At 68.0% G+C, this 11813-nt stretch carries 11 protein-coding genes and 1 tRNA gene; 3 read left to right on the top strand and 9 right to left on the bottom strand.

The window, feature by feature from the left end; all coding sequences use genetic code 11:
- Nucleotides 1-47 precede the first annotated feature (47 nt).
- A tRNA-Gln gene (locus tag ACL9RL_RS05970) sits at nucleotides 48-119 on the bottom strand.
- 112 nt (nucleotides 120-231) lie between these two features.
- On the opposite strand from ACL9RL_RS05970, the gene ACL9RL_RS05965 reads away from it, so the two are divergent.
- A complete protein-coding gene (locus ACL9RL_RS05965; RefSeq protein ID WP_422779304.1) occupies nucleotides 232-762 on the top strand; it encodes a MarR family winged helix-turn-helix transcriptional regulator in 531 nt (176 codons plus the stop codon).
- Nucleotides 763-774: 12 nt separating this feature from the next.
- Here the strand turns inward: ACL9RL_RS05965 and ACL9RL_RS05960 are convergent, their stop codons facing one another.
- From ACL9RL_RS05960 to ACL9RL_RS05940, 5 genes are all read right to left on the bottom strand, one after another.
- A complete protein-coding gene (locus tag ACL9RL_RS05960) occupies nucleotides 775-1503 on the bottom strand; it encodes a TMEM175 family protein (RefSeq protein WP_422779303.1) in 729 nt (242 codons plus the stop codon).
- A gap of 40 nt (nucleotides 1504-1543) precedes the next feature.
- A complete protein-coding gene (locus ACL9RL_RS05955) occupies nucleotides 1544-2203 on the bottom strand; it encodes a methionine ABC transporter permease (RefSeq protein ID WP_422779302.1) in 660 nt (219 codons plus the stop codon).
- Nucleotides 2203-3231, bottom strand: a complete 1029-nt coding sequence (locus tag ACL9RL_RS05950) for a methionine ABC transporter ATP-binding protein (RefSeq protein ID WP_422779301.1) — start codon at nucleotides 3229-3231, stop codon at nucleotides 2203-2205. Before ACL9RL_RS05950 ends, ACL9RL_RS05955 begins: the two co-directional genes overlap by 1 nt.
- A gap of 112 nt (nucleotides 3232-3343) precedes the next feature.
- Entirely contained in the window at nucleotides 3344-4246 is a 903-nt protein-coding gene (locus ACL9RL_RS05945; protein WP_422779300.1) for a MetQ/NlpA family ABC transporter substrate-binding protein, read from the bottom strand.
- Nucleotides 4247-4550: 304 nt separating this feature from the next.
- A complete protein-coding gene (locus tag ACL9RL_RS05940; protein WP_422779299.1) occupies nucleotides 4551-6374 on the bottom strand; it encodes an ABC-F family ATP-binding cassette domain-containing protein in 1824 nt (607 codons plus the stop codon).
- Between the two features lie 170 nt (nucleotides 6375-6544).
- Here ACL9RL_RS05940 and ACL9RL_RS05935 point away from each other — a divergent pair, with 170 nt between their 5' ends.
- Both ACL9RL_RS05935 and ACL9RL_RS05930 read left to right on the top strand, forming a co-directional pair.
- On the top strand, nucleotides 6545-7111 hold the full coding sequence (locus tag ACL9RL_RS05935) for a TetR/AcrR family transcriptional regulator (RefSeq protein ID WP_422779298.1): 567 nt from the start codon (nucleotides 6545-6547) through the stop codon (nucleotides 7109-7111).
- Entirely contained in the window at nucleotides 7108-8214 is a 1107-nt protein-coding gene (locus ACL9RL_RS05930) for a diacylglycerol/lipid kinase family protein (protein WP_422779297.1), read from the top strand. Before ACL9RL_RS05935 ends, ACL9RL_RS05930 begins: the two co-directional genes overlap by 4 nt.
- Before the next feature lie 298 nt (nucleotides 8215-8512).
- Here ACL9RL_RS05930 and ACL9RL_RS05925 read toward each other — a convergent pair whose 3' ends face one another.
- From ACL9RL_RS05925 to ACL9RL_RS05915, 3 genes are read right to left on the bottom strand one after another with little or no spacing between them, the layout of a single operon-like run.
- The gene (locus tag ACL9RL_RS05925; protein WP_422779296.1) at nucleotides 8513-10288 is read right to left on the bottom strand and encodes an FAD-binding oxidoreductase; all 1776 of its coding nucleotides are present in this window, start codon (nucleotides 10286-10288) and stop codon (nucleotides 8513-8515) included.
- Nucleotides 10285-10998, bottom strand: a complete 714-nt coding sequence (locus ACL9RL_RS05920; protein ID WP_422779295.1) for a lysophospholipid acyltransferase family protein — start codon at nucleotides 10996-10998, stop codon at nucleotides 10285-10287. The genes ACL9RL_RS05925 and ACL9RL_RS05920 overlap by 4 nt, the downstream gene beginning before the upstream one ends.
- Nucleotides 10995-11771 (bottom strand): SDR family NAD(P)-dependent oxidoreductase, encoded by a 777-nt coding sequence (locus ACL9RL_RS05915; RefSeq protein ID WP_422779294.1) that lies wholly within the window; start codon nucleotides 11769-11771, stop codon nucleotides 10995-10997. Before ACL9RL_RS05915 ends, ACL9RL_RS05920 begins: the two co-directional genes overlap by 4 nt.
- Nucleotides 11772-11813 lie beyond the last annotated feature (42 nt).

Raw genomic sequence — 11813 nt, 5'->3', positions numbered from 1 at the left:
TCGAAACGTCGGATGCGGCCGGACCCCCCTGGGCCGTTGCCTGGTCGCTCCGCCACCAGGATTCGAACCTGGACCGAACAGCTCCAAAGGCTGCCGTGCTGCCGTTACACTATGGCGGACCACCGGCCCGCTGGCGGGTCGGCTCCGTCAATTCTGCCAGACGGTTCGCCTGAATCGGGCCGCGAGCACCCAGACTGCGGAATCCGGACACGTTCCCTCGATAATGGGTGGATGTCCGCAAGCACCGTGCCAGAGCGCAACGACGAGGTCGACCGGATCGTCGATGCGTGGAACCGTGAACGCCCAGATCTCGACTTCGCGCCGCTGCAGGTGTTGTCGCGGGTGGCGAGGCTCGCGCGGCAGGTCGATCGGGCGCGCCGCGCAGCGTTCACCAGGTCGAACCTCGAACCGTGGGAGTTCGACGTGCTCGCGGCCCTCCGCCGGGCCGGGACGCCGTACCGGCTGAGCCCGAAGGCGCTCCTCGCGCAGACCCTCGTGTCGAGCGGCACGATGACGAACCGCATCGACCGTCTCGTCGAGCGCCGCCTCGTCGAACGTCAGGGCGACCCGAGCGACGGCCGCGGCATCCTGGTGCAGATGACCGGTTCGGGACTCAACACCGTCGATGCGGCGATCACCCGTCTCGTCGATGCCGAGGCCGACCTGCTCGGCGGGCTCAGCTCCGGCGAGCAGGCGAGGCTCGCGACGCTCCTCCGGAAGCTCAGCCTCGATCTCGACCACGCGGGCGAGCAGCCGGCCTGAGGCGCTGCGACCTCAGCGATCCTCGGCGCCCGCATCGCTCGCAGGAGCGGCAGCGGCACCGGCAGCACCGGCAGCCGCCGCCGCCTCCTCGCGTTCCGTCTCCGCGCCCGCCCGCCGCGTCGCGAACACGCCGGCGACCGACTGCAGCGGGAACAGCGCGATCCAGGACCACATCGCGACACGCGGGTCGACGAGCAGACAGATCACGATCGAGGCGCCGAACACGATCGGCTGCGGCAGCTGGTTGAGGAGCACGTAGCGGTAGGCGGCACGGTCGATCTCCGGCTTCATGAGCCTGCGTCGCCATGCGTGGACCCACAGCAGCGTCTGCGCGAGCGCCGTCGCCGTGAGCACCCCGGCGTAACAGACGACGGCGACCGTGTTCGCCCCGTACTCGCTCAGCATCCGCGTCGGCAGCGGCAGCACGGCGATGAAAAGCAGGAACAGCAGGTTGATCCATTGCAGTCCGGCGTCGTACCCGGCGATCGCCGCGAACTTCCGGTGGTGGAAGATCCAGTTCATCCCGATGATCACGAAGCTCAACAGATACGCCGCGATGGTGTCCCATTCGCGCACGATGGCGGACCACAGCTGATCACCCGGCACCTTCGGGATCTGGATCTCCAGCACGAGGAGGGTCATCGCGATGGCCATCACGGCATCGCTGAAGAACACCGTGCGATCGGTGTTCTCCCCCGTATCGAACAGACGACGGTATTTGCTGCTCACGTCCTCGCTCATGCGTCGAGCATATGACGTGCGCAGACGGGTGCGACAGGCGTCAGCGCCGCAGCACGCGCCTCGCGAGCCAGTTGCCGAAGAACTGCACCGCCTGCACGAGCAGGATGATGATGAGGACGGCCGCCCACGTCACGATCGGCTCGAACTGACGGAATCCCCACTGGATGGCGAACGCGCCCAGACCGCCGCCGCCCACGAACCCGGCAACGGCCGACATGTCCACGAGCACCACGAAGATGAAGGTGTAGCCGAGGATGAGCGGGCCGAGCGCTTCGGGGACGATGATCCGGAAGATGGTCCGCACGCGACTCGCACCGGCGGCCCGCGACGCCTCGATGACGCCTGGCGACACGGTCAACAGGTTCTGCTCGACGATGCGGCTGATTCCGAACGTCGCGGCCAACGAGATGATGAAGATGAACGCCGGATTGCCGATGCCCGTGCCGACGACGAGTCGTGCGAGCGGCTGGGCGGCAGCCAGGAAGATGATGAACGGGATCGGCCGGAACACGTTCACGATCACGTTGAGGACGTTGAACACCCACTTGTTGGACAGGATGTTGCCCGGCCGCGTCGTGTACAGGCCCAGGCCGACGATGAACCCGCCGATGCCGCCGAAGAACAGGCTCAGCACCACGAGGAACAGCGTCTCCCAGCTCGCTTGAGCGAGCTTCGGGAGCAGTGAGATCAGGTGATCCATCAGCGCACCTCCGTCACGGTGACGCGTTCGGCGACGGATGCGATCGCACGATCGATCACCGCGTCGTCCCCCTGCAGCGCGAGCGTCAGATGCCCGAACGCCTTGCCCTGGATGTCATTGATGCCGCCGTAGACGAGTTCGAACGTGATGCCGGCCTCCGCCAGGGTGAGGAAGACGCTGGCCTGCGAGACGTCGCCGTCGCGGAAGGACAGCGTGACGATGCGGCCGGGGTGGCGCTCGCGCAGCACCCCAAGCTCGGCCGGCGATGGAACGCCCTTGATGACCGTGGAGACGAACTTGCGGGATGCGGCGTGCTGCGGATTCGAGAAGACGTCGAAGACGTCGCCCTGCTCGATGACCTTGCCCTGCTCCATCACGGCGACCTTCGTCGCGAGCGTCTGGATGACGTCCATCTCGTGCGTGATGATGACGATCGTGATGCCGAAGTCCTGATTGACCCGCTTGAGGAGGGTCAGGACCTCTTGCGTTGTCTCCGGGTCGAGGGCGCTCGTCGCCTCGTCGGCGAGGAGGATCCGAGGGGAGGTCGCGAGCGCGCGGGCGATGCCGACGCGCTGCTTCTGCCCGCCGGAGAGCTGATCCGGGTACGCGCCGGCCTTGTCCGCGAGCCCGACGAATTCGAGCAGTTCGTCCACACGGGCGCGGATCTCCGCCTTCGGACGCTTCGCGACCTCGAGCGGATACGCGATGTTGCGCCTGACTGTCCGCGAGTTGAAGAGGTTGAACTGCTGGAAGATCATGCCGATGCCGAGCCGCAGCTCCCGCAGACCGCGCTCGCCGAGCCCTGTGACCTCCGTACCGTCCACCACGATGCTGCCGGACGTGGCCGGTTCGAGGGCGTTGATGAGACGCACGAGCGTCGATTTGCCGGCACCCGAGTAGCCGATGATGCCGTAGACGTCACCCGCCTCGATGTCGAGGTCGACGCCGTCGATCGCGGAGATCGGCGGTTCGTCGCGGTTCGGGGACGGGTACCGTTTGGCGACGTCACGGAGGCTGACTAGGGGCACGGGATCCTCAACTGCGTTGGACGGCGAAACGCTCGATGCGTTCTCGCGACAGACCGATAGTTTGCCACGAGAACGCAACGAGCGTTACGCATCGGATGTCGTCTTGCGGCGACTACTTCTTGTTCGCGATGTCCTTCTGGACGGTCGCGAGGGACTTGACGAGGTCCTCGACCGGAGTCTTCAGGATGACCGCGGTGTCGCCGGAGTTCTTGATGACGCCGTCCGTGACCTCCTTGGTGTCCTGGTAGATCTTGACGAGCTTCAGGTACACCGCGTTGTCCTTGTCCTTGGCCTTCGCGGCGAAGATGTTGACGTAGGGCAGCGCGTTCGGGTCGGACGGGTCGTCCTGGGCGATCGCGTCGGAGGCCTTGAGGCCGGCGTCCTTGATGAAGTCGTTGTTGATGATCGCAGCGGCGACGTCGGGCAGCGAGGTCGGCGTGAGCGTCGCTTCGAGGGTCGTGACCTTCACCTTGGACTCGGGGAGCACGTCATCGACGGTCGAGAAGATGTTGCCGCCGTCCTTGAGCTTGACGAGGCCGGCCGACTGGAGGACGAGGAGGCCGCGCGAGAGGTTGCTTTCGTCGTTCGGGATGGCGACGGTGTCGCCCTCCTTGATCTCCTTGACGCTCTTGACCTTGGTGGAGTACAGGCCGAGCGGGTAGATCGCGGTGGAGCCGATGGGCGTCAGGTCCTGCTTCGCGGACTCGTTGTACTGCGCGAGGTAGACGATGTGCTGGAACTGGTTGAGGTCGATCTCGCCCTCGGTCAGTGCCGGGTTCGGCTGCGTGTACTCCGAGAAGTCGACGATGTCGACCGTGATGCCCTCGGCAGCAGCTGCCTTCTTGTAGGTCTCCCAGTACGGGTCGCTCGCGCCGACGACGCCGATCTTGACGGGGTTCTTCTCGGAACCCTTCTCGTCGCCGCCGTCTGCGCCTGCGTTCGTGGCGCAGCCCGCGAGGAGGGCGATGAGCGGCAGGGCGACTGCCGCGGCCAGGAGCTTCTTGCTGAGCTTCATGTGTGGTTCCTCTTTCGTGATGCAGTTGGTGCAGCGTGGTGCTGGTGCGTCCGTGGTGCTGTCCACGGTGGGTACGCGATTCCTCAACGGTAAACGCCTGGTCAGCGCCCCGCCGAATGGCGACGTAACACAAGGACTCCCGCCCGCCGTCTGCCCGCCGTCTGCCCGCGAACTGTCAGTCGTGGCTGGTATCCGACCGGCCTGACCAGCCACAAGTGACAGCTCGCGAGCTGAGGGAGGGAGAACAGGAAGGACGGATGGGCCGGGTCGGGCGGGTACAGGCGGGAAGGAGAGCGGGCGGGGGCTACTCCGTGAGTTCGGAGAGTTCCAGCCAGCGGAGTTCGAGCTCGCCGACCTCGTCCTCGAGGGTGCGCAGCTGGGCGCCGAGCGCGGTGATGCCCTCGTAGTCGGACTGGTCGTGCGTCGCGAGGTCCTCGTGGGCCTTCGCCTTCAGCCCGTCGAGCTTCTGCAAACGACGACCGATCGCGGAGATCTCCTTCTGGACGGCGCGCAGCTCTGCACCGGAGAGCGCACTGCCCTGGGCCGATGCCGCGGCACCGGACGCAGCCGAACCCGGCGCACCGGAGGCGGTCGGCCGGTCGTGCTCCATCGACCGCTGCCCGGCGGTCTGGACGTTGAGCGCGAGGTACTGGTCGACGCCGCCTGGCAGGTGGCGGAACTGCCCTTCGAGGATCGCGTACTGCTGATCGGTGACGCGCTCGAGGAAGTACCGGTCGTGCGAGACGACGAGGAGTGTGCCCGGCCAGGAGTCGAGGAGGTCCTCCATCGCCGCGAGCATGTCGGTGTCGAGGTCGTTGGTCGGTTCGTCGAGGACGAGGACGTTGGGCTCGTCGAGCAGGATGAGCAGGAGCTGCAGACGACGGCGCTGCCCACCGGACAGGTCCTTGACGGGCGTCTGGAGCTGCGCGCTCGTAAAGCCGAGGCGTTCGAGCAGCTGGCCAGGCGTCATCTCCTTGCCGCCGGCGACATAGGTCGTGCGCTTGCGGCCGATGACGTCGCTCACCCGATCCTGCTCGAACTCGGTCAGCTCGTTGAGCTGCTGGGTGAGCGTCGCGACCTGGACGGTCTTGCCGCGCTTCACCCGGCCGGTAGTCGGCTCCACCTCGCCCGTGACGAGCCCCAGCAGTGTGGACTTGCCTGCGCCGTTCACGCCGAGGATGCCCGTGCGCTCCCCCGGTGCGATGCGCCATTCGACGTCCTTCAGGACATGCTTGTCCTCGTAGGACACGGACACGTCGAGGATGTCGACGACGTCCTTGCCGAGGCGCGCGGTGGCCATGCCGGCCAGCTCGACCGTGTTGCGGACGGGCGGCTCGTCGGCGATGAGCGCGTTGGCGGCCTCGATGCGGAACTTCGGCTTGGCCGTGCGGGCCGGGGCGCCGCGACGGAGCCACGCGAGCTCCTTCTTCATGAGGTTCTGGCGCTTCGCCTCGGTGACCGCTGCAGAGCGGTCGCGTTCGACGCGCTGCAGGATGTACGCCGCGTATCCGCCCTCGAACGGTTCCACGATGCGGTCGTGGACCTCCCACGTGGCCGTGCAGATGGCATCGAGGAACCACCGGTCGTGCGTCACGACGAGCAGGCCGCCCGAGTTGCGCGACCAGCGGCGGTTGAGGTGCGCTGCGAGCCAGGTGATGCCCTCGACGTCGAGGTGGTTGGTGGGCTCGTCGAGGAAGAGGATGTCGTGGTCGCCGACGAGGAGTGCCGCGAGCGCGACGCGGCGACGCTGCCCACCGGAGAGGTCGGCGATCGTGGCGTCCCACGGGATGTCGGAGGCGAGGCCGGAGATGACGTCGCGGACCTTCGGGTCACCGGCCCACTCGTGCTCGTCGAAGGTGCCGACGATCGTGTCGGCGACCGTCCGGGTGGGGTCGAGGGTGTCCGACTGGTCGAGCACGCCGACGGTCACGCCGTTGCGCACCGTCACCCGACCGCTGTCCGGCGTCTTCCGTCCGGCGAGGAGCCCGAGGAGGGTCGACTTGCCGTCGCCGTTGCGACCGACGATGCCGATGCGGTCGCCTTCGTTCACGCCGACGGTGACGCCGTCGAAGACGACTTTGGTCGGGTATTCGAGATGGAGGGATTCTGCGCCGAGGAGATGTGCCACTCACCAAGGGTAGGCGCTCGGCGGGGGCTCCCCGACCGCATCGCCTGCGAAAACACAGGCGAACACCCTGGTTTGGGGCCTGATTCCGCCGTACGCTACGGTATGCGTAGCGCTATCAACGACCGGTACCGGTCCCTCACCGGGCGAAGATGGCGTGGAAGGCAGAGACCATGACGGTGGAACGGCGGGCGACGCGCGCTCAGATCATGAGCGACCGGATCCTCGATGCAGCCCTCGAACTCATGCGCGAACGCGGTTCCGTCGCCGTCAACATCGAAGCCGTCGCGGCCAGCACTGGCGTCGCAAAGACCACGATCTACCGCCGCTACAGCAACCGTTCCGAACTCCTGCAGGCCGCCGTCGCACGCGCGATGGACACCTCGGTCGAGATCCCGGACCACCTGAGCACCTACGACACCTTCCGGTGGCTCCTCGGCGAGGCGCGCACGATGATCGAGGACGTCGTCGGCCGCGGCACGATCGCGTCGATCCTCCTGCAGGACGACCCCGAGTTCTCCCATCTGTTGCGGAGCCTCACGCGGGCGCGCGCCAGGACGCTGTCCACCCTCATCGAGGACCGCATCGCAACGGGCGACCTCAAGCCGCACCTGGACCCCATCCTCGTCACCACCCTCCTGCTCGGTGCGGTGCTCGGACAGCTGGTGCGCGGAGCAGATGTCAACGAGGACTGGGCGGATCAGGTGCTCTCGGTCCTCTGGCCGGCACTGGCGGCATGACCATGACGGACGGCGGATCGGGCGGATCGAACCGGTCCGAGTCACTCCGCGCCGCCGTCCTCTACAACCCAGCCCGCGTCAATTTCCCGAAGCTCAAACGGGTCGTCGACCTGGTCGCGGAGGAGTCCGGGTGGCGACGCAGCCTGTGGTTCCCGACCGAGCGCGATGCAGGCGCAGGCGACCTCGTCGCCGCTGCGCTCGCGGCCGGCGCAGATCTGGTGATCGCCGCCGGCGGGGACGGGACGGTCCGTGAGGTGGGAGCCGCGATGCGGGGCGTCGACGCGTCGTTCGCGGTCGTCCCGGTCGGCACGGCGAACCTGTACGCCCGGAACGTCGGGATCCCGCTCTCCGACCTCGCGACGGCCGTCCGCATCGCCTTCACCGGACACGATCACGCGGTCGATGTCGGCCTCCTCGACTACCGTCTGGCCGACGACAGGGCCGGGTCCACGCCGTTCCTCGTGATGACCGGGTTCGGCGTCGACGCCGACATGGTCGCGTACACGGATCCGGAGCTCAAGCGGCGCTTCGGCTGGGTCGCGTACGTCGGGCCGATCGTGCGCGGCCTCCTGAAGCGGGATCGGCCGAAGGTGCGTTCGCGGATCAACGGCGGCGACGAGGAGTCGAGCCGCCTGCACTCCGTGTTCGTCGGCAACTGCGGGACGCTGACGGCCGGGTTCCAGGTGCTGCCGGACGCGCTCATCGACGACGGGGTGCTCGACGTGCTCCTCGTCCGCTCATTGGATCGGACCGATGGGCCGCGCGTCACTCGCTGGCTGCACCGGTTCAACAATCCGGTGGCGCGACTGCGACGCGATTCGCCTGCGGCGCAGACGAGGACGGAGTCGAACGACTCGTTCCGGTACGTCACGGCGACCGATGTGGAACTCCACATCTCCCCGGAGGCCGTGCTGCAGGCGGACGGCGATGAGATCGGTGCGGCCGTGTGGGCGCGCATGCGGATCGACCCTGGTGCGTTGCGGCTGCGACTGCCGCAGCATTCGCGGCGCGCGGCCGGGCGCCAACTCGGCGGGTCGAGGGTCAGCGGTGCGTCCGGCGGCACGCATCCGCGGCATGCGGCGCCGCCGCAATCCGAGCGCTGACGCGGCACCGCCCTGGCCCTTCGACAAGCTCAGGGACCACGCCTTCCAGTCCCCCGGTCACTGAGCCTGTCGAAGTGCAAACAGCAGCACGTTCTGGCACGGACCCTTCGACAAGCTCAGGGACCGCACCTCCCGGTCACTGAGCTTGTCGAAGTGCAGACAGCAACACGCTCTGGCACGGGCCCTTCGACAGGCTCAGGGACCGACGTTCTCCACCCGGTCACTGAGCTTGTCGAAGTGCAGATGGCATCAGGTTGTAGCACGGGCCCTTCGACAAGCTCAGGGACCGCAGGGCCGCTCAGCCGAGCAACACCTTCCCGGGGTTGAAGTTCTCGCCGGGGTCCGCGCTCTCGAACAAGCCCCGCAGGATCGCGACGCCCTCGGCGGAGATGTCGTCCTCCATCCACGGCGCGTGCTCGACGCCGACCGCGTGGTGGTGCGACAGCGTCGCCCCGTGGTCGACGAACGCCTGCTGCACGGCGGACTTCACCTGCTGGTACTCGCCGAGCGGATCATCGCCCGTCACGAACGCGAACGTGAAGTACAGGCACGCGCCCGAATGGTACGAGTGCGACAGGTGGCACATGATCCAGCCGTGCACCCCGAGGTCGGCGTAGGCGCGGTTCGCCGCGGCGATCGCCTCGTCGTACACCTCCTGGAGTCGCGACCACGGCGCGGCCGTCTCCGACACGTCCGCCGCTGCACCGCGGTCGAGGAGGAAGTCGCGGATGTAGGGCGTGTCGAACTTCTTCTGGTCGTAGAGCGCGCCTGGCCCCTTGCCGACGCCGATCCCGCCGTGCCTGCGCACGATCTGCCCAACGAGGTGCTTCTCGTATCGCACGTGCGATGCGGACCCCTCGTACCCGATGAACGACAGGCACAGCGCATCCAGATCCCAGCCGCGGGCCGTCAGCACCCGCATGAGCGCCTTCGTCCCCGCGGCCGTCACGCCCGTGCTGGCCTTGCGCGTCGCAAAGGAGAACCCGCTCTCCCTGGCGTCGGACACGCGGGTGATCGACGGGCTCGCATCGCTCTCCGCGATCTCGCGCATCGCGGCGAGACCGGCCTCCCAGGTGGGGAAGAAGTATCCGATGACGTCGCGGACCGCCGGCACCCGGTGCACCTGCACGGTGACCTCCGTGATGACGCCGAGCCGCCCCTCGCTGCCGAGGATCATCTCGCGGACGCTCGGCCCGGTCGATGTGCTCGGCACCGGACGGAGGTCCACGATGCCGCCCGGCCGGACGAGCCGCAGCCCACGGACGATGTCCGCGATGTCGCCGTACTTGTCCGACTGCATGCCGGAGGACCTGGTCGCCACCCAGCCGCCGAGGGTCGAGTGGGTGAAGCTGTCCGGGAAGTGCCCCATCGTCCACCCGCGTTCGGCGAGCTGCTTCTCGATGTCCGGTCCCTGCGCACCGGCCTGGATGCGGGCGAGCCCCGATCCTTCGTCGATGTCGAGGACGCGGTTCAACCGTCCGACGTCGAGCGACACAACGATGCGCGTCTCCTCCGGTCGTGGTTCGAGGCTGCCGGAGATGTTGGTGCCGCCGCCGAACGGGATGATGACGGCGTCCTGGTTGACGACCGCTTCGACGATCGCCTGGACCTCCCGCTCATCGGCCGGATACAGCACGACGTCGGGGGTGCGCGGGAGCAGGTTCGCGCGGATGCGCAGCAGGTCGCGGATGCTCTTGCCGTAGGTGTGCACGACCCGGTCGTGGTCGTCCGTGACCACGTGACCCTGGCCGATGAGCGTCGAGCACAGCGCGAGGAAGTCGTCGGTCGCGCGAGACGGCGGGACGACGAGGTCCTCGAACGCGATGGGCGACTCCGCCGGGAGGCTCAGGTCCAGTCCGACGGCTTTCTTGACGAACGGTGCGAAGTCCGGCTTGTTGCCGTAGGTGAATGCGACCCCTTCGACGCCCCACCCCCACCACTTCATGTGCGGGACGCTGCTCACGGGAGCGGTGCCGGCTGCCGTGCCGGCTGCCGTGCCGGCTGCGCTCTTCGCTGGGCTCGCTCCTCCAGCACCCGTGTCCGCTGGCCTGCTGCTCGTCGGGACGTTGCTCATCCGGTTTCCTCTCGGCTGGCGCCGTGCAGGACGTCCTGCACGGGTGGTCGTGGTTCGATCGATGCCCGCAGTGCGACGACCTGGGCGACGATGCGGGCGGTGAGTTGCACGGGCGTCTCCCCGGAGAGCGACCGGATCGGAGCGCCGAACACGACGTCGACGCGCGGCCGTCCGGCGACCGGCCAGTTGCGGCCCTTCGGCATCGCGAGGTGGGTTCCGACGACGACGACCGGGACGCACGGGATGTCGTGGGATGCGGCGAGCGCGGCCGCGCCTGGCTTGAAGGCGCCGAGGCGGCCCGTCGCGGATCGGCCACCCTCCGGGAACAGCAGCAGGGGGACGCCGGAGGCGAGGAGGTCCTTCGACATCCCGGCCCGCTTGCGGTCGCCGCTGCGGTCGACGGGGAAGGCGTTGAAGAAGAGCGCCGCGAACCAGCGCCGCCACGGGACGTCGAAGAAGTAGTCCGCGGCGACCCCGGCCGCCAGGTAGCGGGAGAGCTTGCGCGGCATCGCCCCGACCACGAGCGGGGCGTCGAGGTGCGAGGTGTGATTGGCGACGACGATGAAGGTGCCTTCGACGCCCTTCAGCTGTTCACGGCCGTGCACCGTCACACGCGTGAGCGACCAGACCAGCGGTTTCAGGAGCATGCGCTGCGCCACGAACCTGGCGCACGCGTGCGCCGTCGACGTGAATCTGGCCTCCGCGCTCATCCGATCGACTTCCGCCGACTGGACGACAACCGTCCGGAGACTCCCCGCACGAGGGATCGCGGAGCGTGCCTTGCGAACCAGATCAGGGTCTGGAACCGGCGACTCGGGATGGAGACGACGATGCCGCGGCCGGCGTCCCGCAGGCCGTCATCCGCGAGCCGGTCGGCGTCGATCCAGAGCGCTGCCGGGATCGAGGAGGTGTTGATGCCCGCGCGTTCGTGGAACTCGGTGTGGACCCAGCCCGGGCACACGGCGGTGACGGTGACGCCGGTGTCGGCGAGTTCGACCGAGAGCGCTTCGCTGTAGGTCGTGACGAAGGCCTTGAGTGCGGAGTACATGCCCATCGTGATGAAACCGGCCGTGCTGGAGACGTTGATGATCGTGCCCCGGCCGCGCTCGCGCATCGATCTGGCCGCTGCGGCGGAGAGGATGTACACGGATCGACCCATGACCTCGAACGCGCGGTCGAACTCGTCCTGGTCCGGCCCGGTCAGGAGGGCGTGGAGGCCGAAGCCGGCGTTGTTGACGAGGACGCGGATCGGCCGCTCCGGGTCGCTCAGCCGCTCGGCGACGAGCTGGACCTGCGCTCGGTCCGCGAGGTCGGCGCTGAGGGTCTCGACGCTGCGGCCCGTCCGGCGGAGCTCTGCTGCGACCTGCTCAAGACGGTCCTCGTCGCGCGCGACGAGGACGAGGTCGAAGCCTCGGCGAGCGAGTGCTCTCGCGAATGCCGCGCCGATGCCAGAGGTGCCACCCGTCACTAGCGCTGTTGCCATGGGGACAGAATACGCTACGCGTTGCGTATCGTTGCAAGCTAG

It is taken from the genome of Plantibacter sp. Mn2098, assembly GCF_049319745.1.
Classification (GTDB): Bacteria; Actinomycetota; Actinomycetes; order Actinomycetales; family Microbacteriaceae; genus Plantibacter.
The sequence above is the reverse complement of the archived record's forward strand: the minus strand, read 5'-3'. Positions and strand labels throughout refer to the sequence as shown.